This window comes from Rhizobium sp. IY2, from assembly GCF_047532935.1.
GTDB lineage: Bacteria > Pseudomonadota > Alphaproteobacteria > Rhizobiales > Rhizobiaceae > Rhizobium > Rhizobium anhuiense.
On record NZ_JBLKNU010000001.1, the window covers coordinates 1012398 to 1033776 of the forward strand.

Genomic DNA, 21379 nt, shown 5'->3' on the forward strand with positions numbered 1-21379 from the left:
TCATCCAATCGGGTGTCTGTTGAGGGCCGAATAGGCACCGGTGACATGATGCTCCAGCTGCCGTTCGATATCAGCAAGCAAGCTCGATGCACCGATGCGGAAGAGATCGGGCTCCAGCCATTCTCGCCCCAGTTCATCCTTCATCAGGAACTGGTAGTTTAACACGTCCTTCGCCGCGGAAATGCCACCGGCCGGCTTGTAGCCGATCTTGATGCCGGTGCGCTCGTAATAGGCGCGGATCGCCCGCAGCATGGTCAATGTCACGGCCAGCGTCGCATTGACGCCTTCCTTGCCGGTCGAGGTCTTGATGAAATCGGCGCCTGCCATCATGCAGACCAGCGAGGCCCTGGCGACATTGCGCAACGTCTTCAGGTCGCCGGTCGCCAGAATGGCCTTGACATGCGCATCACCGCAGGCGGCGCGGTATTCTTTCATTTCCTCGTAGAGTGCCGTCCAGTTGCCGGTCAGCACATGCTCGCGGGTGATGACGATGTCGATTTCCTTGGCGCCATCGGCAACCGATGCCTCGATTTCCTTGACCTTGAGGTGGTGCGGGCTGAGGCCGGCGGGGAAACCGGTCGAAACCGCTGCGACCGGAATGCCGGAATCGCCGAGCGCCTCGACGGCTGTTGCAACAAAACGATGGTAGACGCAGATGGCGCCGGTCGTGATCGAACGGCCGCTCATGCCAAGCGAATCGAGAAGGTCGGCGCGTACCGGATTCATCGCCTTCGCGCACAACCGCTTGACGCGCTCGGGGGTATCGTCGCCGTTCAACGTCGTCAGATCGATGCAGGTAACCGCCTTCAGGAGCCAAGCCGCCTGTGCGTCTTTTTTGACAGTCCGGCGTCCGGGAAGCGAGGCTATGCGGCGCTCGGTGGCAGACAGGTTGACCCTAGCATCGAGAACCCAAGAGAGATCGAGTTCCATGCCGGCATTGCGCGGCCGGTTATGGGTGCGCTCCGGCGATTGCGAGGGGGCGTTTGCCGCATTGTGAACAGCAACGGTTTCCAAACAGAATCCTCCCGGGCAGAGTGTGAAGATCCTGTTGCTCTCTGTGCAGATGCACGCAGCGAAAGACGGTCTTCACAATCAACGAAAATGTTAGTTTTTTTTCATTGTTTGTGAGAGTTGCATCACCTGGCTGTCGCGTCAAGTTAGATTTCGACAGGCGCAGAAAAAATGCGGATTTGTCAGTCGAAATCGCTCATGCCGTTTTCGGTAATGACCGCATCGAACGCCTTCATCTCGCTGAAAAAGGCTGGCTTCAGCTTGCCGATCTTGCTGCTGTCGGCGAGAAGAATATTCTTCCGTGCGCGGGACATCGCCTTTTTCTTGATCTCCGCTTCGTGGAAATGCGCGCATGTCGCGCCACGCCGGGCATCGATACCGGCTGCAGAAAGGAATGCCACGTTGATCACCAGCGAATCGAGCATTTCCAGCCCCGAGGCACCGGAAAAGCTTGCCGATGCGGGGTGATAGAGACCGCCGAGCATAACAAGGCGAACGTTGGGTTTTCGCGTCAGACGATCGGCGACGTTCAGCGCGTAACAGATCGCCGTTATATGAATCTTGTCTGGGAGAAGATCGACCAGATAGGGCAAGGTGGTGCCGCAATCGAAAAAAACGGTATCGTCATCGTGAATGTAATCAATGGCTTGTGTGCAGATCTGTCGTTTTGCCGCGGCATGGCTGTCGGCTGCCCTGGAAATTTCATAGGCATCGTTCTCCGCTTCGACAGCCGGAACGATATGGCCGCCCAGGAACGCGAACTGGCCTGCATTGGCGCTGACATCACGCCGAACCGTCATTTCCGAGACGCCCAGGATCTCGGCAGCATTCTTGATGTGCAGAATGCGATGTTGTGAAAGGGCCTCGGATAAGACTGCGATGCGCCGGCCCCTGCGACTATCCATATCGCGCGTCTCCCTTATCGTTTACACTGGAATAGTGTTCTGACGAAAATTTAACAAGGACTGCCATTCTCGAGTCTCGTTCGGCCGTGGATCTGCGATTCGGCATTTGCGCCGAGACACAGTTTCTGCACCAGCCGGTTGCGCCCGACATGGCATATCGCTTCAATTTTATAGGGAACCTCCTCAATTTGAAATGAGAATTTGTGATTGATCTTCCATTTTTTGATGGAATAGTCACAAAACTGTATAAATGGCGCCGACTTGGCCGCGGGAGCGGGTCCCGGCCGGCAGGGCGCGCCTCCGGTCGGGCGGACGCCCGACCGGAGGCATCATCCTCGCGACTGCTTAGGAACATTTCCTGGCTGCGCGCTACTTGCCGGCTTGTCTTGCCGCCTTTTCGATCGCATCGGCGACCTTTTCCGCTTGGGAGGCGAAGACGGCGTGGCTGGCCTTGATTTCGGTCACTTCGCTGCCGGCGCGTTTTGCCATGTCACGCTCCAGATCGGGGTTGATGGAGCGATCCTCGGTGGCGACGATCGACCAGCTTTTTTTTGTTCGCCATGCCGGCTGGGTGATCTTGGCCGAGAAAGCCTGCTTCGAGGCGAAGACCTGCGACCTTGCCATGAAATCGGTTTCGGCTTGCGGAAGGTCTGCTGCGAAAGCCGCAGCGAAGGCGCCGGGATCGAGATAGAGATATTTGCCGTCCTTCGTTTCCTTGATATCCATGCTGCCGGCGGGCTTCGAGCTGGCGAGGCTGAGCAGGCTTTCGCCCTTGTCGGGCTGGAAGGCGGCGACATAGACGAGCCCGGCGACATTGGGATCATTGCCCGCTTCGGTGATAACCATGCCGCCATAGCTGTGGCCGATGAGTAGGCTTGGTCCTTGCTGCAAGTCGAGAACGCGCTTGGTCGCCGCCACATCGTCCTCGAGCGAGGTGATGGGCTGCTGGACGATGGTGACGTTGAAGCCGCGTTTTTCGAGAATGTCGGTCGCCCTACGCCATCCCGAGCCGTCGGCCAGCGCGCCGTGGACGATCACGATGTTTTTCACCTCGGCAGCCTCTGCCGCGAATGCGATGACGGTGGTGGCAAATGCAAGCGCTGCGGTGAACATAAGACGTCTATTCATGACTATTACTCCTGTGGGTCAATGTTAAGGGTCGGGATATTGATGCGTCCCGGGTTCAGCCGAATGTGAAAGCGTAGGCTTGCACCCCGGGATCGAGGAAGCTGATTTCGAAATTGCGGGCGACGACCGGGCCGGACTGGCGGACAAGCTGGTAAAGCCTGGTCGCGGTCACCGTGCCGTTGCCGTCGGCATCGATGTCTGCGCCGTGGTCAGGCCCCGGCGCCTTGCCGTCGATCTTCACCTGGAAGCGGATCGGCTTGCCGTCGGCGCCAGGCCCGAGAACGAGATGCAGATCGCGGGCGCTGAAGCGATAAGTGATGCCGCCGCCCGGCTGATCAAGGGTCGCCTGATCCGGGCCGACGATCCAGGCTCCGGAGAGGCCCCATTCGTTGAGGCCCGGTTCGCCGATCGTATGATTTTGCGCCACGTCGGCCTGCAGCCCTTCCGCAGAGGCGAAGTTCGCCGCCTGTTCGTAGCCGAGATAGGTCTCGCCGGAGCGGATGTTGCGGAGATCAGGGCCGGCTTCCACGCCCTTGGCATCCGGCGTGACCGGCGCGCTTGCCGTCGTCTGGCTGCCGGCCTCACGCAACAGGTCCTGAATGGCCTTTTCGGTCCTGTCGTAATTGCCTTCGCCGAAATGGTGGTAACGAATCTGGCCCTTGGCATCGATCAGATAGGCGGCAGGCCAGTAGCTGTTCTGGAAGGCGCGCCAGATTTTGTAATCATTGTCGATCGCAACGGGATAGCCGATCTTGAAATCGTCGATTGCGCTTTTGACGTTGTCGATCTTCTTCTCGAAGGCAAATTCCGGGGCGTGGACGCCGATCACCACGAGGCCCTGGTTGGCATATTTTTCCGCCCAGGCCCTGACATAGGGGATGGTGCGAATGCAGTTGATGCAGGAATAGGTCCAGAAGTCGACGAGAACCACTTTGCCCCGCAACTGCTCTGATGTCAGCGGCTTCGAGTTCAGCCATTCGACCGCGCCGTCGAGCGAAGGCGCGTCACCTTCGACGGGCAGATCGCTGCGGAAGGGCTTCTTCGTATCGGCGGCGGCGATCACCATGTCTTTGCTCGCCAGCTCGGAGGATGCGCCACTCAGCGGCCTTGCATGCAACCTGTTGAGCACGGCCTGTTCCAGCGATGCGGTGCTGGCGTAGGAGAGCCGGGCGAGCAGGCTGGTATCGAGGCCGAGCGCGATGACGGCGACACCCGCCAGCACGGCAGCGCCGAGCCCTTGACGAATCCGGTCGCCGAGGCCGAGAGAGCGCTTCATGGCGGTGAATATCCTGCCGCCGACCAGCAAGGCGGCGGCAAGGGACGTTGCAGCACCGGCGGCATAGGCGATCAGCAGGAAGGTCGTCTGCAGATTGGCGCCCTGCAAGGCCGCCCCCGTCAGAACGAGGCCGAGGATCGGTCCGGCGCAGGGGGCCCAGAGCAGACCGGTGGCGATGCCGAGAATGAGCGCGCTCTTTGCCGTCGGGGCGGCGCGTCCGCCGCCGCTGGCATTTAGCAGGTTGTTTCCAAGGTCGACGACCGGCCGGGCAAGCGTGCTTGCGAAGCGTGGTGAAAGCAGGCTCAGGCCAAAGAGCCCAAGCAGGACGATCGCGGCAAGGCGGCCATATTCATTGGCGCGAATGGCCCAGCTGCCGCCGACTGCGGCAAGCGTGGCAACCAGCGCGAATGTGGCGGCCATGCCCGCCAGCATGGGCAGCGTGCTCCTGACGAAGGGCTGTCCGGCACGGGCAAAGACGAAGGGGAGGATGGGGAGGATGCAGGGGCTGAGGATCGTCAGCACGCCTCCGAGATAGGCAATGATCAGAAGTGTCATCATCGTTTCCTTTGAAACCGATTGATCGGGCTCTGGACGGCGATGGGGCCCGAACCAGCAACGGCGGGGATATGGCCGGGCGGACGTATCCTCGATGTGTCCGGTTTCGCGGGGAAATGTACCGAACTATTGCGGTCGCGGCGGGCGATACAAAGCGATACAAACTGCCGCCCAGCGATGGGCTGTGGCGAAAGCGCCGGGGCCGGCGCGAGGCTTTGCTCGGTCGGCGCGATTGTATCAGAATGTATCCCGGCGGCCGAAAGCTACATCCGCATGCAAAACCGACGGCTTGCGACATATGAGGGATACAAGCGCAACCTCATTTCAGCACCGTGATCCATTCGACAGGAGAGACCGATGTCAGAGCAAATCAATCATCACCGCCGCCGCTTCTTCGGCATGACGGCCGTCGCCCTTGCGGCGGTCGAGTTCGGCGTGGCCGGCAAGGCCGCCGCTCAATCAGCGCCCGCCGCATCCGTGCCTGACGTCAAGGTGGGAACCCACACGTCCTTCGAAGCGCTGAAGCAGGTGAAAGCCGGCGTGCTCGATATCGGTTATGCCGAGGCGGGGAAGGCGGACGGTCCTGTCGTGCTGCTGCTGCATGGCTGGCCCTATGACATCTATAGTTTCGTCGATGTCGCACCGCTGCTTGCCTCGGCAGGCTACAGGGTGATCGTGCCCTATCTGCGCGGTTACGGCACGACCCGCTTCCTGGACGACCAGACGCCGCGCAACGGCCAGCCGTCAGCGCTCGCCGCCGATATGATCGCGCTGCTCGATGCGCTCGATATCGAGAAGGCGGTCATTGCCGGCTATGACTGGGGCGGGCGGACCGCCAACATCATGGCGGCGCTCTGGCCGGAGCGTTGCAAGGCGATGGTCTCGGTGAGCGGCTACCTGATCGGCAGCCAGGAGGCCAACAAGAAGCCGCTGCCGCCGAAGGCCGAACTTGCCTGGTGGTATCAGTTCTATTTCGCCACCGAACGCGGCCGTCTGGGTTACGAGAGCAACACCCATGATTTCGCAAAGCTTATCTGGCAGACGGCTTCGCCGAAGTGGAACTTCGACGATGTCACATTCGGCAGATCGGCCGCCGCCTTCGACAACCCCGACCACGTCGCCATCGTCATTCACAATTATCGCTGGCGCCTGGGGCTTGTCGAAGGCGAGGCCAAGTACGATGCCTATGAACAGACGCTTGCGGGAGCGCCTGTCATTTCCGTACCGACGATCACCATGGAGGGCGATGCAAACGGTGCACCGCATCCGGAGCCTTCCGCCTATGCCGGAAAGTTCTCCGGCAGATACGAGCATCGCACGATCGGCGGCGGCATCGGCCATAACCTGCCTCAGGAGGCGCCGCAGGCCTTCGCGCAGGCTGTCATAGACGTCGATCGCTTCTAAGTCGACGGTATCGTGCCGCAGGGCCTCGTTGCTCCGGCCGGCGGAATATGCGTAGGTCGCGTCAACCGCTTCGATATCGAGGCGGCGGGCGCGGCCGCCTTTACGGGTGAGGAACCGGGAAATATGGATCATGTCGATCACATCCTGATTGTCGATGACGATCGCGAAATCCGCGAGCTGGTCTCGGGCTATCTGCAGAAGAACGGTCTCAGGACGAGCGTTGCCGCCGACGGGCGCCAGATGCGCAGTTTTATCGAGGCCAATGCCGTCGACCTGATCGTGCTCGATGTTATGATGCCGGGCGACGATGGGCTGGTGCTGTGCCGCGAACTGCGTGCCGGCCGGCACAAGGCGATCCCGATCCTGATGCTGACGGCCCGCACCGATGAGATGGACCGGATCCTCGGCCTGGAGATGGGCGCCGACGACTATCTTGCCAAACCGTTTGCAGCGCGCGAGTTGCTCGCCCGCATCAAGGCGGTGCTGCGGCGGACGCGCATGCTGCCGCCCAATCTGCAGATCAGCGAGGCCGGACAGTTGCTGACCTTCGGCGACTGGCGGCTCGATACGGTCGCCCGGCATCTTCTCGACAAGGAGGGGACCGCGATTGCGCTTAGCGGCGCCGAATACCGTCTGCTTCGCGTCTTCATCGACCATCCGCAGCGGGTGCTCAATCGCGACCAGCTTCTGAGTCTTACACAGGGCCGCGACGCCGATCTCTTCGATCGCTCGATCGATCTCCTGGTCAGCCGGCTGCGTCAGCGGCTGGGCGACGACGCACGCGAGCCGACCTACATCAAGACGGTGCGCAGCGAAGGTTATGTGTTTTCAGTTCCGGTCGAAATCTCGGAGCTGCGCCAATGAAGTCGGTGGTCCCTTTGCGCTCGGGTTTGGCTTGGCCGAGCACGTTGCGCTCGCGGATATTTCTGATCCTGCTGATTGGCTTGGCTGTGGCCTACGGGCTGTCCTTCAGCGTTCTTTATATGGAGCGCTATATGTCGGCCAAGGCCGTGATGCTCGGCACGCTGGAAAACGACGTTGCGACGTCGATTGCCGTTCTCGACCGACTTCCGCCAGGCGAACGTGGCGATCTGCTGGATCGGCTGAGCCGCGGCAACTACCGTTTCGTGCTCGGACCCGGCCTTGCCGGCGTGCCTGACACGTCAAGCAAGGGCGCCGAGATATCAGGCAAGATCGAGGAGGCGATCGGGCACCGCTTTCCGATCCGTATCGAACGGATTCCTGGCGATGTGAACCGGTTGCAGGCGCATCTGACGCTCAGCGACGGAAGCCCGTTGACGATCGACGTCACGCCGAAGGGGGTCATGCCGATCGCCGCGTGGTTGCCCTATGTCTTCGTCATCCAGATGGCGCTGCTCATTCTTTGTACCTGGTTTGCGGTTCGTCAGGTTATCCGACCGCTCGGCGCGCTTGCTGCCGCCGCCGATGCCCTCGACCCGAACAAGGATGGTCCGGCCTTGAGCGAGGCGGGGCCGAGCGAGGTCGCGCATGCGGCAAGGGCGTTCAACGCGATGCGGGAGAGGATTGCCCATTACCTCGAAGAGCGCGTCCAGATCCTGGCGGCAATCTCGCATGACCTGCAGACGCCGATCACTCGCATGCGGCTGCGCGCCGACATGGCGGAGGATTCGCCGGAGAAAAACAAGCTGGTGCATGATCTCGGCGAGATCCAGCGTCTCGTCCAGGACGGGATTGCCTATGCGCGCAGCGCGCATGGCGACGGCGAGAAGAACGCCCGCATCGATCTCGCCTCGTTCATCGACAGCATAGCCTATGACTATCAGGATACCGGAAAGGCCGTCACCGTCGTCGGGCTGGTTCACGGCGCCGCCTTCACCAAGCCGCATGCGCTTCGCCGAATCCTGTCGAACTTCATCGACAATGCGCTGAAGTTCGCCGGCGCTGCCGAGATCAGCGTCGAGCGCAGCGCCGAGAACGATATCGTCATCACAGTCATGGATCGCGGGCCGGGAATTCCGGACGATCTGCTGGAAGCCGCCATGCAGCCTTTCTTCCGGTTGGAACAATCCCGCAACCGGGAAACCGGCGGCACCGGTCTCGGTCTTGCCATCGCCCAGCAGCTGACGGCCAAGATCGGCGGGTCGCTCCGGCTCTACAATCGCGCCGACGGCGGACTGGCGGCGGAAGTCACCATCCATTGACATCGGCAGCCGCCGCAAAATTTCGCGATGTTTGTATGTAAAGATGTCCTCGATATCGGATGCTACGTTTTGTGACATTTCGGGCGATTTCGGAAACATGGCGGATATATCCGTCGGTCAAAACACACTCCGTCAACCCGGCCGCGCAGCGCGGCCAGTCGCCTGAAGCGACGCAACACAAGGAGTGTTCCATGACAAAGATCGACAAGGTTCTCTATACCGGCAAGACCCATACGACGGGCGGGCGCGACGGCGCTTCGCACAGCGACGACGGCCAGCTGGATATCAAGCTTTCGCCTCCGGGCAGCAACCGGGCCGGCACCAATCCCGAACAGCTTTTCGCCGCCGGCTGGTCTGCCTGCTTCATCGGCGCGATCGGCTTTGCCGCGGCCAATCAAAAGGTCAGGCTCCCCGCCGATCTCGCCGTCGACACCGAGGTCGATTTGGGAACGGCCGATGGCGGCTATTTCCTGCAGGCCCGTCTCAAGGTCAGCCTGCCAGGGATCGAAGCGGATGTGGCAAGAGCGCTCATTGAAGAGGCGCACCAGACCTGCCCTTACTCGAAGGCCACGCGCGGCAATATCCATGTCGAATTGAGCGTTGCCTGACGAATGCATTGCCCGCCGAAGGCCATTGGCCGCGGCGGGCAAAGGACAGCAGCCGAAAGCAAACACGACGAGGCCGACCGGGCCTCGTCGTTGGAGGATCTGATGAGATTGATGATCATCTGCATTCTGGGAGCGGCGGTCTTCGCCGCGCCCTGCATCTACGACGTAAGCTCGCAGGAGCCTTCGCCGCTTGCGGGCCTCGTGACGGCAGCATCCGCAGCGTCGTCTTCCGGGGCGCCGCGGCCGTTCCAACCCCTCTTTTAGGTCACTAGGGAGAAGACCCGTGAAGCTCTATCAGAATGAAATTTCCTCGGCGACGTCGAGAGTCCGTATCGCGCTCGCCCTCAAGGGATTGACGGCGGAAACACTGCCGGTGACCATCCTCGGCGAAAATGCCGAGAGCCGGCAGGCCGGATATCGCAGCGTCAATCCGCAGGGGCTGGTCCCGGCCTTGCTGACGGATAGCGGCGTCCTCATCACCCAGTCGCTGGCGATCGTCGAATATCTCGACGAGATTCAGCCCGAACCGGCGCTGCTGCCTGGAACGGCGGAGGACAAGGCGCTGGCGCGGTCGATCGCGCTTGCGATCGCCGCCGAGATCCATGCGCTGCTGCCGCCGCGGATCGGCCTGCATCTCGGCAAGACCTTCCAGGCGGATGCCGATGCCGTTGCCGCCTGGAATCGTCATTGGGTCGGCGAGGGAATGGCCGCGATCGAGACGATGATCGCCGGCCGCAGGCAGGGGGCTTTCGCCGTTGGGGATCAGCCGTGTGTTGCCGATATCTTCCTTTTTCCGCAGGCGATCAGCGCCCGGCGTATGGGCTTCGATCTCGCCCAATGGCCAAATATCGCGGAGATTGTCGCTCGGCTGGAAGCGATACCGGCCTTCCAGGAGAACGCGCCGGCACCGAGACGATGATGCGATCGACGAAGAAGCGGCCGCAAATGACTGCGGTCGCTCCTTTTACATCGTTGGCGGCCCTCAGCGATTGACCCTTGCCTGCAGATGCGCGGGATAACGATCGCCTTCCACCTTGATGGTGGCGAGCGCGCTTTCGATGCTGCCAAGATCCTCGGCCGTCAGTTCGACCTCGGCGGCCTGAATGTTCTCCTCGAGACGATGCAGCTTGGTGGTGCCGGGGATCGGCACGATCCAGGGTTTTTGTGCCAGCAACCATGCCAGGGCGACCTGGGCGGCGGTTGCCTTCTTGTGGGCGGCGATGTCCGCGAGCAGATCGACGAGTGCCTGGTTGGCCTTGCGCGCTTCCTGGGAAAAGCGCGGCACGATGTTGCGGAAGTCCTTGCTGTCGAAGGTCGTCGTTTCGCTGATCGCGCCGGTGAGGAAGCCCTTGCCGAGCGGGCTGAAGGGCACGAAACCGATGCCGAGTTCTTCGAGCACCGGCAGGATTTCCTGCTCGGGTTCGCGCCACCACAGCGAATATTCACTCTGCAGTGCCGCCACCGGCTGGATCGCATGGGCGCGACGGATCGTCTGGGCGCCTGCTTCCGAGAGGCCGAAATGCCTGACCTTGCCCTCGGCGATCAGCGCCTTGACCGTGCCGGCCACATCTTCGATCGGGACATCGGGGTCGACACGATGCTGATAGAAGAGGTCGATGACATCGGTCTTCAAACGCTTCAGCGCCTGGTCAGCAACCGCGCGGATCTGTTCCGGCCGGCTGTTCATGCCGCTCTGGCCGCCATTGGCATCGAAGTTGAAACCGAATTTCGTGGCGATCACCACCTCGCTGCGGAAAGGCGCCAGGGCCTCTCCCAGAAGCTCTTCGTTCTGATAGGGGCCATAGGCCTCGGCCGTGTCGAAGAAGGTCACGCCGCGTTCGAACGCGCGGCGGATCAGCGCGATCGCCTCCGGAATCGCTGTCGCCGGGCCATAACCATAACTCAGCCCCATGCAGCCGAGACCGATGGCCGAGACTTGAAGTCCGCTCTTTCCGAGTTCACGTTTCTGCATTGCCGTTTCCTTTTCTAACCCTGGTACTGCGTGTCGGTGACGTGTTCCATCCAGTCGACGACCTTGCCGTCGAGCTGTTCCTGGATGGCGATATGGGTCATCGCCGTGGTCGGCGATGCGCCGTGCCAATGACGTTCACCCGGGGCGAAGCTGACGACGTCGCCGTCGCGGATCTCCTCGATGGGGCAACCTTCGCGCTGCACACGACCGCAGCCCGACGTGACGATCAGCGTCTGGCCGAGTGGATGGGTGTGCCAAGCGGTGCGGGCGCCGGGCTCGAAGGTGACGCTGGCGCCAGCCGCGCGTGCGGGGCTGGTCACGGCAAACAGCGGGTCGACACGCACATTGCCGGTGAACCAGTCGGCCGGTCCCTTGGCCGAAGGCTGCGAACCGCTTCGCTTTATATCCATCCTTGTCTTCCTTTCGATGTCGGGCTTTTGATGTCGAATGGACGTGTCCACTCGCGTAACAAGATATTTAGGGCGTGCGCCTGGTTGCGATTAGATGGTATAAACGGCAAGAACCCATGAGGATTTTTCATAAATGTCACGCCCTGCCGTCAACGATCTCATCGCTTTCCTCGCCGTTGCGCGTGCACAGAGCTTCACCAAGGCGGCGGGCAAGCTGGGTGTGTCGCAGTCGGCGCTCAGCCACACCATCCGCGGGCTCGAGGAGCGGCTTGGATTGCGATTGCTGACACGCACGACACGCAGCGTCTCACCGACGGAGGCGGGTGAACGGCTGCTCGTCTCCATCGGACCGCGGCTCGATGAGATCGAGAGCGAACTGGCTGCCTTGAGCGCGTTCCGGGAGAAGCCGGCGGGCACCATCCGCATCAATGCCGGAGAGCACGCGGCCGATGCCGTCCTTTGGCCCGCCCTGGAAAAGCTGCTGCCCGATTATCCCGATATCAATGTGGAGATCATCGTCGACTACGGCCTCACCGACATCGTCGCGGAGCGTTACGATGCCGGGGTGCGGCTCGGAGAGCAGGTGGCGAAGGACATGATCGCGGTGCGCGTCGGCCCCGACATGCGCATGGCCGTGGTCGGCACTCCCGCTTATTTCACCACCAGGCCGAAGCCGCTGACGCCGCAGGATCTTACGGATCACAATTGCATCAATCTGCGTCTGCCGACCTATGGCGGCGTCTATGCATGGGAGTTCGAGAAGGACGGGCGCGAGCTCAGGGTTCGCGTCGAGGGCCAGCTGGTTTTCAACAATATAGCCCTGCGGCTGAGCGCCGTGCTGGCCGGTCTCGGGCTGGCCTACATGCCGGAGAACCTGGTCGAGGGGCATCTTGCCGATGGACGGCTGGTGCGGGTCCTCGAGGACTGGTGCCTGCCGTTTTCCGGCTACCATCTCTACTACCCAAGCCGTCGGCACACGTCACCGGCATTCGCCCTCGTCGTCGATGCGCTTCGTTATCGAGGATAGAGGCCCATCATTCGAGCTGCGCGAACCGGCAGATATCCGAGCCATGGAGACGTTCAATCGATCGGCTCTTGCCGGAAGCGAAGTCATGCCTGCAGCGATTTGACATTCCATCACTCGCCACTAATTCACACTTGAGATCGAAGGAAACAGTGAATGAATACTGCGGCACCTGCCACGAAAGCCCGGACCGGTGTGTCCGGTTTGGACACAGTTCTGGCGGGAGGCCTTTCCACGGGCCACGTGTTTCTCCTGGAGGGAAATCCAGGAGCGGGCAAAACGACCATCGCGCTGCAGTTTCTGATCGAAGGTGCACGGCTCGGCGAGCAGGGGCTTTACATCACCCTTTCAGAAACCGAGAGCGAACTCCGGGCCGGCGCCGCATCGCATGGCATGGTGATCGACGGCAATATCGAGGTCTTCGAGGTCGTGCCTCCGGAAAGCCTGTTGGATGCCGACCAGCAGCAGAGCCTGCTTTATTCATCGGACCTAGAACTTGGAGAGACGACAAAGGAAATCTTTGCCGCTTTCGAGAGGATCAAGCCACGTCGCGTGGTTCTCGACAGCCTGTCGGAGATAAGGCTGCTCGCACAAAGCTCGCTGCGCTACCGCCGGCAGATCCTCGCGCTCAAACACTATTTTGCCCGACAGGGGGCGACAGTCCTTCTGCTCGACGATCTGACGTCCGACGTGCTCGACAAGACGGTGCACAGCGTCGTGCACGGTGTCATCCATCTTGAGGAACTGGCGCCGAACTACGGCTCCGAACGCCGACGTCTGAGGGTCATGAAATACCGCGGGCAGGCCTTCCGCGGCGGCTATCATGATTTCATCATCCAGACCGGTGGCGTGATCGTGTTTCCGCGTCTCGTCGCTGCCGAACACAGGTCGAGCTATGTCCGCGATCAGATTTCCTGTGATATTGCGGAGCTGGATCTTCTTCTCGGCGGCGGCCTCGAGCGGGGTTCCAGTACCCTGATCCTCGGTCCTGCCGGCACAGGCAAGAGCACCTTCTCGTTTCAATTTCTGATGGCGGCGGTGGCGCGCGGAGAGAAAGTGGCGGCCTTCATTTTCGACGAAGAGCTAGGCCTGCTCTTCGCGCGGCTGAAAGCGCTCGGAATGGATCTCGAAGCCATGAGGGATGCGGGTCTTATCCACATCGAACAGCTCGATGCCGCCGAACTGTCGCCGGGCGAATTTGCTGATCGCGTGCGCAAGTGCGTCGACAAGTCGGATGCGAAAACCGTCATCATCGACAGTATCAACGGTTATCAGGCTTCGATGCCGGATGAAAATTCGCTGATCCTTCATATGCATGAGCTGCTGCAATATCTGAACAGGCAAGGCGCCAATACCTTCCTGACCGTTGCGCAGCACGGGCTGGTTGGCGACATGAAGGCTCCCGTCGACGTCACCTATCTCGCCGATACCGTCATTCTGCTGCGCTATTTCGAGGCTGCGGGTAAGGTGCGTCGGGCAGTCTCCGTGATCAAGAAGAGGACCGGCTTTCACGAGGATACCATCCGCGAGTACCGCATCGACGCTTCCGGCTTGAGATTCGGCGATCCTCTCATCGGATTCCAGGGCGTGCTTCGCGGCGTTCCCGAATTTATCGCGCCCTTGGCGCCGCTCCTGTCGACCAATGGCGGGGATAGCGGCAATTCCTAATTCCAGCAAACCGAAAGCATTGATCTACGCCCCCGCCGGTCGCGATGCCTGGGTGGCGAGATCGCTGGTCGATGAGGCCGGATTGACATCGATTGCCGCCGCCGACCTGTCTATGTTCGCGTCATCGCTCAGCGATGACATCGCGCTTGGTGTGCTGACGGAAGAGGCCGTTCGCTCGAGCGATCTCAAGCCGATCGCCGCCTGGGTCTCGGCCCAGCCGAGCTGGTCAGACCTGCCGTTCATCGTGCTCACCATACGTGGCGGCGGGCCTGAACGAAATCCGGCCGCTGCCAGGCTTTCCGAGGTTCTGGGCAATGTCACCTTCCTGGAAAGGCCGTTCCATGCGACCTCCTTCATTAGCGTTGCCCGGACCGCGTTGAAGGGGCGCCTGCGCCAATATGAAGCGCGCGCCCGGCTCGAGGCTCTCAGCGAAGGAGAACGACGGTTGCAGACGGCGCTCGCCGCCGGTCGTCTCGGGGCCTGGGAGCTGGAGCTGTCCTCGATGGCCTTGTTCGCCTCGGCGACCTGCAAAGCGGTCTTCGGTCGAGCGCCGGATGATGAGGTTACGCGTGACGATCTGATTGCGAGCATCCACCCCGACGACCGGGACATTGTGTTGGCACGCCTGCGCCGGACGATCGACACCGGACTCGATTATTCGATCGAGCACAGAACGATCTGGCCGGATGGATCACTGCATTGGACCGAGGTCCATGCGCAGCTCTACACCGACAGATATGGTTCCGCCAGAAAGCTCGTCGGGGTCTGCTCCGATACCACTGCCCGCAAGACCATCGAGGAAAATCTGCGACGACTCAATGAAAACCTCGAGGAGCGCGTGAGGGAACGGACCAGGGAGGTCAACGCCGCTCACCAGACCCTGCTCGAGGAAGTCGCCCAGCGTGAAAGAGCCGAGGAGCAGCTTCGCCAATCGCAGAAGATGGAAGCGATCGGTCAGCTGACCGGCGGCGTCGCCCACGATTTCAACAACCTGCTGATGGTCGTTCTCGGAAATCTGGAGCTGCTCGGCAAGCACGCGGCCGGAGATGCCAAAGCGACGCGTCTGATCGACGGGGCGCTTCAGGGGGCGCGGCGCGGGGCGGCGCTGACGCAGCGGCTGCTGGCTTTTGCCAGGCAGCAGGATCTGCAGGTCAAGCCCGTCGATCTGGCCGAGCTGGTCTCCGGCATGAACGACCTGTTGCGGCGCTCGGTCGGATCCTCGATCAGCATCGAAACCATGTTGCCGGCGACCCTGCCGCCGGCGCTGGTCGATGCGAACCAGCTCGAATTGGCGCTGCTCAACCTTGCGGTCAACGCCCGTGATGCGATGCCGGATGGGGGGACGCTGTCTATTTCGCTGCGCCAGGAACAGGTTGGCGGCAATAACGGCGATCTCGGCGAGGGGACCTATCTGGTGTTGGCGGTGGCCGACAGCGGCACCGGCATGGACGCGGAGACGCTGAAGAAGGCGGTCGATCCGTTTTTCTCGACCAAGGAGATCGGAAAGGGCACGGGCCTCGGCTTATCGATGATCCACGGGCTTGCGGTCCAGCTCAATGGCGCACTTGTTCTGACAAGCGAGCTTGGGGTGGGGACAACAGCCGAATTGTGGCTCCCGGCCACCGAACGACGCCCCGAGCGGCCGGCCGAGGCGGAGCTGCCCGTCGCGCAAGCCGCATCCAGACTGAAGATCCTTCTGGTCGATGACGATGCCTTGATTGCGATGAGTTCGGTCGACATGCTTGAAGATCTGGGCCATGAGGTCATCGAAGCAAATTCAGGCTTGCAGGCGCTGGAGTTGATCAGGAGCGGTCAGCATTTCGACTTGATCATCACCGACTATTCGATGCCTGGTATGACCGGCGCACAGCTCGCTCAGGCCGCGCGGGACATTCATCCGGCGGTGCCGATCGTCCTGGCGACAGGTTACGCCGATCTTCCCGCCGGCACCGATATCGATCTTCCGAGATTGGGAAAGCCCTACAATCAGGCTCAACTTGCCAAGGAAATCGCCAAGGCGATGGCAGGCGAAACGGCTCCGACGCTCAGATCCGGCAGTGACGCAGCTGTCTTAGAGCCTCGCCTGTCCAAGGCCGACGATGTCAGCGATGAAATCGGCGATGGCGCCTGTGTCGTCTAGATCGAAGACCGGCAGGGTCGCATCCGTGACGGCGTGATCGGCGGCGATGGCGCAGATATGGGGATCGCTCGGCGCCAGCGGTTCACGATTGGCGGCCTCCAGGCGGCGGGCCTCGATCTTCGGGATCGGCTCGCGCTTGTAGCCTTCGATCAGCACCAGATCGCAGGGTGCGAGGCGGGCGAGGATTTCCTCGAACTCGGGTTCGGGGGCGCCGCGCAGCTCGTGCATGATGGCGTAGCGGGTGCCGGAGACGATGGTGACTTCATGGGCGCCGGCCTGGCGATGGCGATAACTGTCGGCTCCGACCTTGTCGATGTCGAAATCGTGATGGGCGTGCTTGATCGTCGAGATCCTGTAGCCGCGGCGGGTGAACTCCATCACCAGCCGGACCGCGAGCCCCGTCTTGCCTGAATTCTTCCAGCCGGCGATGCCGAAGATTTTCGGTGCGGTCATGCGTGAAGGGCCTCCAGCCAGCGTTCCGCCTCGACGAGATCGTCAGGCGTATTGATGTTGAAGAAGGGATCGAGCAGGCTGGCGCGGGTCGGATGCAGCGGGAACGCCACTTCCGTAACGTCATGCCGCAACAGGAAGTCGCGCACGCGGCGCTTCTCGTCGGTGGCGATCCAGGCTTCGAGATCAGCGGCCAGCGTCACCGGCCAGAGGCCGAAGACGGGATGGCTGCGGCCCTCGGAGGCGGCAATGGCGATCTGCGACGGGCGTTCGATCGCTGCCGCCAGCCGGGCGACGAGATCGGCCGGGAAGAACGGGCAATCCACCGAGACGGTGACGACATGGCTGATCGAGGGAAGGCCGGCGGCATAGACCATGGCCGCATGGATGCCGGCCATCGGCCCGGCCTTGCCGGGAAAACGGTCGGAAACGACAGGCACATCCTCGGCGGCGGCATCGGCGTTGACGGCAACGAGCAAGGTCTGTTGCGAGAGGCGGGTCAGCGCATGGCGGAGCAGGCTCTCGGTCCCGAGCATCACGCCCGCCTTGTCGCGGCCCATGCGCTGCGAGCGGCCGCCGGCCAGCACGACGCCTGCTATGTCGGATCTGTCCAGCGAGAATTCAGCCATCATCCTTCCTCAGCCATCATTTGTCTCAGCCATCATTTGTCTCAGACTGGCGCGCGCGGGGCGGATTCCTGCGCGATCGGCGATACGCGGCGCTTGGCCTCACGATAGAACGTATAGAGGCCGGAGGCGATGACGATCGCAGCGCCGATAAGCGTCCAGCTATCAGGCACTTCGGCGAAGAAGAAGACGCCGAGCAGGGAGGAGAAGATCAGGCTGGTATAGCGGAACGGCGCCACGAAGGAGATTTCGCCGGTGCGCATGGCAAGGATGACCGACTGGTAGCCGACGAGCACCAGCACCGAGGCGAGCGCCAGATGCCCGAGCGCGGTGGCGCTGACCGGTTGCCAGCCGCCGAGCACCGGGATCAGCAGCGCGCCGAAGAAGGAGGCAGACATGGCGGTGATGACGGTTATCATCAGCGAGGGAATTTCCGGGCTGATGCTCCGGGTGGCGAGATCGCGGCCGGCCGTCGTCAGCACCGCAGCGACGCAGAGGACGGCGGCGGGGGTGAATCCATCGGGGCCGGGACGGATGATGATCATCACGCCAATGAGGCCGACGAGGATCGCCGACCAGCGCCGCCAGCCGACCGGCTCGCCGAAGAAGAGCGCCGCACCGAAGGTGACGACCAAAGGCAGCGACTGCAGGATCGCCGAGGCATTGGCGATCGGCATCATGCCGAGCGCGGTGATATAGGTCACGGCGGAGAGCGTCTCGCAGATGATCCTGAAGATGATCATCGGCTGCAGCATGATGCGCCAGGAGCGCAGCGCGCCCATTTTCCAGGCAATCAGATAGACGAGCAGGCTGGTGAAGAGGCCGCGCAGAAACATGATCTCGCCGGCGTTCATATAGGCGATCACCGATTTGGACAGAGCGTCGCTTGCAGAAAAGCCGGCCATCGCCATGGTCATATAGATGGCGCCCTCAGTATTGCGTGACCGCGGCATGAAGAGATTCCCGTTACCTGTGCGCCCCTTTTAGTCGCGAAGATGCATCAAGGGAATCGGATGAATGTCACACCAGGCATAAATCGATGATGCGGTGCACAATGGCGCTGATGTCAACGCAGGCGTGTGGGCGGAAGTCCCGGCAAATCCACGTTTTTTAAGTTGAATTCCGATATTTCCGACGCCGCAATCAAGGCGTCGATGGGGAATGCCATCGCGCCTGCCGGTTCGCCTCATCGGCGTTTTTCTCTTCCTGCGCGGGAAACGGGTGGCTGTATCGCCTGATGTTTGAGCATCTCGGTTATCGCAACAATCCAGGAGAAACCGATATGACACTTCTCAACGACAAGATCGCCATCATCACCGGCGCAAGCTCCGGCATCGGCCGCGCGGCGGCGAAACTCTTTGCGCGGGAAGGCGCCAAGCTCGTGGTCACCGGCCGCCGACAGGACGCGCTTGATGCCGTCATCACCGAAATCGAGGCGAAGGGCGGACAGGCGGTCGCCATATCGGGCGATGTCAGGGACGAGGCGCTGCAGGCACGGCTCGTCGAGACGGCAGTCTCGCGTTTCGGCCGGCTCGACATCGCCTTCAACAATGCCGGCATCCTCGGCGAGATGGGACCGGTCGCCGGGCTATCGCTGGAGGGCTGGCGCGAGACGATCGAGACCAATCTGACGGCAGCCTTCCTCGGCGCCAAGCACCAGTCGGCGGCGATGGGAAAAAGCGGCGGATCGCTGATCTTCACCTCGACTTTCGTCGGCCACACCGTCGGCATGCCCGGCATGGCCGCTTATGCGGCGAGCAAGGCGGGACTGATCGGCTTCGTGCAGGTGCTCGCCGCCGAACTCGGCAGGCAGAAGATCCGCGCCAACGCCCTGCTGCCCGGCGGCACCGACACACCCGCCAGCATCACCAACGCACCGGACGCGACACCCGAGGTGCTCGCCTTCGTGGAGGGGCTGCATGCGCTGAAACGCATGGCGCAGCCCGAAGAGATCGCCAAAGCCGCGCTGTTCCTCGCCTCCGACATGTCGAGCTTCGTGACCGGCACGGCGATGCTAGCGGATGGCGGGGTGTCGATCAGCCGAACATAGGTGGGGCGAGGGGCGGGGATCGGCAGTGTATGAGGTCGAGCCACCCGCCCTCGAAGGACGGGGCTGGCCGCCATGGCACCGTCGCCTCCGAGAGGGCTCAGGACATGATCAAACCACCGTCGACATTGATCGTCTGGCCGGTGATGTAGGCGGCGTCGTCGCTGGCGAGGAAGGTGACCAGGCCGGCGACGTCTTCTCCGGAGCCGGCCCGCTTCATTGGGATGCCCTCGACCCATTCCTTCATCAGCTCGCCGGGGGCGTAGTTGCCGAGCAGCTTACCCCAGGCCTGGTCGTTATAGGCCCACATATCGGTTTCGATGATGCCGGGGCAGAAGGCGTTGACGGTGATCTTCTCGGTCGCGACTTCCTTGGCCAGGCTCTGGGTGATGCCGACGACGCCCATTTTCGAGGCTGCATAATGCGGGGTATAGATGAAGCCGTCGCGGGCCTGGCCGGAGGCGGTGTTGATGATGCGGCCGCCGCGCTTGTGCTTGCGCATTCTTGATATCGCCTCCTGGGCGCAGAGGAAGACGCCCTTGGTGTTGACCGCCATCACCTTGTCCCACTCGTTTTCGGTCAGATCCTCGATGCGGGCAATGGTGATGACGCCGGCATTTTGAATTGAAATGTCGACCGTATCGAAGGCGTGTTCGGCAGCGTCATAGAGAGCCTTCACGCTCGCCTTGTCCGTGACATCGCCCACGAAAGAGATCGCCTTGCCGCCTTCGGCTCTGATCTGCTCGGCGACCCCATGCACCGAATCTTCGTTTGCGGAGATGACGAGGTTGGCGCCTTCTTTCGCAAACCGCCTGGCGATCGCCGCTCCGATGCCGCGGCTACCCCCGGTAATGACGACAGTCTTTTGCTCAAAGCGTTTCATGCTCTTTCCTTCCCGGTATCCTGACATAAACACCAAATCTGGGCGCGTTCTACCCTGCGATCATTATTGAAACTCAAGCGGCCGCCCGAGAGAATTTCGGCGAATTCAGGTGGTCTTGAGCGGCGATGGCGACGCCCAAGCCCTCCGCCCGTGCAATCGGCGTGAAGGGCGGGCAGACGACGATATTGCACGCCGTCATGCCCGTTGGTCCCTTCAGCGCCTCGATCTCAGCCAGGGAGGGAGCGAGACCGTTCATTTTTCAGCGGCGGCATTGCGCTTCTCATCGCATCACCAGCAGCAGAAACCGCCGTCGACGAGAAGATCGACGCCGGTCACGTAGCTGGCTGCATTCGACAGCAGGAACACCGCGGGACCCACCATCTCGTCGACCGTGGCCATACGCTGCATCGGCGTCTGCTCTTCAAAGAGCTTGGTCTGATGAACCATCTCGGGACGGGTATTCATGGGCGTTGCCGTGTATCCGGGGGAGATGGTGTTGACGCGGATGCCGCGGTCGACCCATTCCATCGCCATAGACTTCGACATATGGATCACGCCCGCCTTGGAGGCGTTATAATGCGCTTGGCTCAGCCCCCGGTTTACGATCACACCGGACATGGAAGCGATGTTGACGATGGAGCCGCGTCCATTCTTCAGCATGGCGCGGGCCTCCGCCTGGCAGGAAAGGAATACGCCTTTCAGGTTGATATCCATCAACGTCTGATACTGGTCCTCCTCCATCTCTTCCGCCGCGTTGGCGTTAGCAATGCCCGCAGCGTTGACTGCAAGCGTCAATGCGCCGAGATCTGCTTCGGTATGTGCGACTGCCTCTCCAAGGGACGATTTGCTCGTGACGTCAGCCGCGATCTGGATCGAACGGCGGCCGGCGGCGCGAATATATTCGGCCGTCCTGGCCAGTCCGTCGTCGGTTCGACGGTCGAGCAGCGCCACGTCGGCGCCGCATTGCGCAAGGCCGATGGCAATGCGCTGCCCAATGCCGCTCCCGGCTCCGGTAACGATGGCAACCTGGCCGCTGAGATCGAAAAGTTTCGGGGCGTTCAGAGTGATGTCGGACACCGCTCTTCCTTT

Annotated in this window: 22 protein-coding genes; 10 read left to right on the forward strand and 12 right to left on the reverse strand. The window is 61.8% G+C overall.

What is annotated here, in order from left to right; translation table 11 throughout:
* The 4 genes from deoC to ACMUVN_RS04985 form a co-directional block, all read right to left on the reverse strand.
* Window positions 1–1014, reverse strand: a complete 1014-nt coding sequence (gene deoC, locus ACMUVN_RS04970; RefSeq protein WP_063475026.1) for a deoxyribose-phosphate aldolase — start codon at window positions 1012–1014, stop codon at window positions 1–3.
* A gap of 179 nt (window positions 1015–1193) precedes the next feature.
* Window positions 1194–1916, reverse strand: coding sequence for a DeoR family transcriptional regulator (locus ACMUVN_RS04975; RefSeq protein ID WP_028758701.1), 723 nt, complete (start codon window positions 1914–1916; stop codon window positions 1194–1196).
* Between the two features lie 369 nt (window positions 1917–2285).
* Entirely contained in the window at window positions 2286–3044 is a 759-nt protein-coding gene (locus ACMUVN_RS04980; RefSeq protein WP_063475025.1) for an alpha/beta fold hydrolase, read from the reverse strand.
* A 55-nt stretch (window positions 3045–3099) separates the two neighbouring features.
* A complete protein-coding gene (locus ACMUVN_RS04985; RefSeq protein WP_132571992.1) occupies window positions 3100–4875 on the reverse strand; it encodes a cytochrome c biogenesis protein DipZ in 1776 nt (591 codons plus the stop codon).
* A 357-nt stretch (window positions 4876–5232) separates the two neighbouring features.
* Here ACMUVN_RS04985 and ACMUVN_RS04990 point away from each other — a divergent pair, with 357 nt between their 5' ends.
* The 6 genes from ACMUVN_RS04990 (at window position 5233) to maiA (ending at window position 9989) form a co-directional block, all read left to right on the forward strand.
* Entirely contained in the window at window positions 5233–6279 is a 1047-nt protein-coding gene (locus tag ACMUVN_RS04990; protein ID WP_047610147.1) for an alpha/beta fold hydrolase, read from the forward strand.
* A 123-nt stretch (window positions 6280–6402) separates the two neighbouring features.
* Window positions 6403–7143, forward strand: a complete 741-nt coding sequence (locus ACMUVN_RS04995; protein WP_028758697.1) for a response regulator — start codon at window positions 6403–6405, stop codon at window positions 7141–7143.
* Window positions 7140–8462 (forward strand): ATP-binding protein, encoded by a 1323-nt coding sequence (locus ACMUVN_RS05000; RefSeq protein WP_047610146.1) that lies wholly within the window; start codon window positions 7140–7142, stop codon window positions 8460–8462. Before ACMUVN_RS04995 ends, ACMUVN_RS05000 begins: the two co-directional genes overlap by 4 nt.
* A 191-nt stretch (window positions 8463–8653) precedes the next feature.
* Window positions 8654–9070, forward strand: a complete 417-nt coding sequence (locus ACMUVN_RS05005) for an organic hydroperoxide resistance protein (RefSeq protein WP_028758695.1) — start codon at window positions 8654–8656, stop codon at window positions 9068–9070.
* Window positions 9071–9172: 102 nt separating this feature from the next.
* Window positions 9173–9334 carry a hypothetical protein gene (locus ACMUVN_RS05010; RefSeq protein WP_164735947.1) on the forward strand — a complete coding sequence of 54 codons (162 nt, stop codon included), beginning with the start codon at window positions 9173–9175 and terminating at the stop codon, window positions 9332–9334.
* A 19-nt stretch (window positions 9335–9353) separates the two neighbouring features.
* Window positions 9354–9989, forward strand: coding sequence for a maleylacetoacetate isomerase (maiA, locus tag ACMUVN_RS05015; protein WP_047610141.1), 636 nt, complete (start codon window positions 9354–9356; stop codon window positions 9987–9989).
* Window positions 9990–10052: 63 nt separating this feature from the next.
* On the opposite strand, the gene ACMUVN_RS05020 is transcribed toward maiA, so the two are convergent.
* On the reverse strand, window positions 10053–11042 hold the full coding sequence (locus ACMUVN_RS05020) for an aldo/keto reductase (RefSeq protein ID WP_063475020.1): 990 nt from the start codon (window positions 11040–11042) through the stop codon (window positions 10053–10055).
* A 14-nt stretch (window positions 11043–11056) separates the two neighbouring features.
* Window positions 11057–11452 (reverse strand): cupin domain-containing protein, encoded by a 396-nt coding sequence (locus ACMUVN_RS05025; RefSeq protein ID WP_063475019.1) that lies wholly within the window; start codon window positions 11450–11452, stop codon window positions 11057–11059.
* 133 nt (window positions 11453–11585) lie between these two features.
* Here ACMUVN_RS05025 and ACMUVN_RS05030 point away from each other — a divergent pair, with 133 nt between their 5' ends.
* From ACMUVN_RS05030 to ACMUVN_RS05040, 3 genes are all read left to right on the forward strand, one after another.
* Window positions 11586–12479: a LysR family transcriptional regulator gene (locus ACMUVN_RS05030; RefSeq protein WP_047610135.1), complete on the forward strand. Its 894-nt coding sequence runs from the start codon at window positions 11586–11588 to the stop codon at window positions 12477–12479.
* A 153-nt stretch (window positions 12480–12632) separates the two neighbouring features.
* The gene (locus ACMUVN_RS05035) at window positions 12633–14144 is read left to right on the forward strand and encodes an ATPase domain-containing protein (RefSeq protein ID WP_097594323.1); all 1512 of its coding nucleotides are present in this window, start codon (window positions 12633–12635) and stop codon (window positions 14142–14144) included.
* The gene (locus ACMUVN_RS05040; protein ID WP_414814898.1) at window positions 14119–16284 is read left to right on the forward strand and encodes an ATP-binding protein; all 2166 of its coding nucleotides are present in this window, start codon (window positions 14119–14121) and stop codon (window positions 16282–16284) included. Before ACMUVN_RS05035 ends, ACMUVN_RS05040 begins: the two co-directional genes overlap by 26 nt.
* Here the strand turns inward: ACMUVN_RS05040 and mobB are convergent.
* From mobB to ACMUVN_RS05055, 3 genes are read right to left on the reverse strand one after another with little or no spacing between them, the layout of a single operon-like run.
* Complete coding sequence (mobB, locus tag ACMUVN_RS05045; RefSeq protein ID WP_414814899.1) at window positions 16216–16737, reverse strand: molybdopterin-guanine dinucleotide biosynthesis protein B; 522 nt, start codon at window positions 16735–16737, stop codon at window positions 16216–16218. The genes ACMUVN_RS05040 and mobB overlap by 69 nt on opposite strands.
* Window positions 16734–17363, reverse strand: coding sequence for a molybdenum cofactor guanylyltransferase MobA (mobA, locus tag ACMUVN_RS05050; RefSeq protein ID WP_097594426.1), 630 nt, complete (start codon window positions 17361–17363; stop codon window positions 16734–16736). The genes mobB and mobA overlap by 4 nt, the downstream gene beginning before the upstream one ends.
* Before the next feature lie 41 nt (window positions 17364–17404).
* The gene (locus ACMUVN_RS05055; RefSeq protein ID WP_097630988.1) at window positions 17405–18313 is read right to left on the reverse strand and encodes a DMT family transporter; all 909 of its coding nucleotides are present in this window, start codon (window positions 18311–18313) and stop codon (window positions 17405–17407) included.
* A gap of 329 nt (window positions 18314–18642) precedes the next feature.
* Between ACMUVN_RS05055 and ACMUVN_RS05060 the strand changes: the two genes are divergently transcribed.
* Window positions 18643–19410 carry an SDR family oxidoreductase gene (locus ACMUVN_RS05060; RefSeq protein ID WP_063475204.1) on the forward strand — a complete coding sequence of 256 codons (768 nt, stop codon included), beginning with the start codon at window positions 18643–18645 and terminating at the stop codon, window positions 19408–19410.
* Between the two features lie 97 nt (window positions 19411–19507).
* On the opposite strand, the gene ACMUVN_RS05065 is transcribed toward ACMUVN_RS05060, so the two are convergent.
* The 3 genes from ACMUVN_RS05065 to ACMUVN_RS05075 form a co-directional block, all read right to left on the reverse strand.
* Window positions 19508–20290: an SDR family NAD(P)-dependent oxidoreductase gene (locus tag ACMUVN_RS05065; protein ID WP_414814900.1), complete on the reverse strand. Its 783-nt coding sequence runs from the start codon at window positions 20288–20290 to the stop codon at window positions 19508–19510.
* A gap of 73 nt (window positions 20291–20363) precedes the next feature.
* Window positions 20364–20546, reverse strand: coding sequence for a hypothetical protein (locus ACMUVN_RS05070; RefSeq protein ID WP_047610125.1), 183 nt, complete (start codon window positions 20544–20546; stop codon window positions 20364–20366).
* Between the two features lie 32 nt (window positions 20547–20578).
* Entirely contained in the window at window positions 20579–21367 is a 789-nt protein-coding gene (locus ACMUVN_RS05075) for an SDR family oxidoreductase (RefSeq protein ID WP_047610123.1), read from the reverse strand.
* Between the last annotated feature and the right edge of the window lie 12 nt (window positions 21368–21379).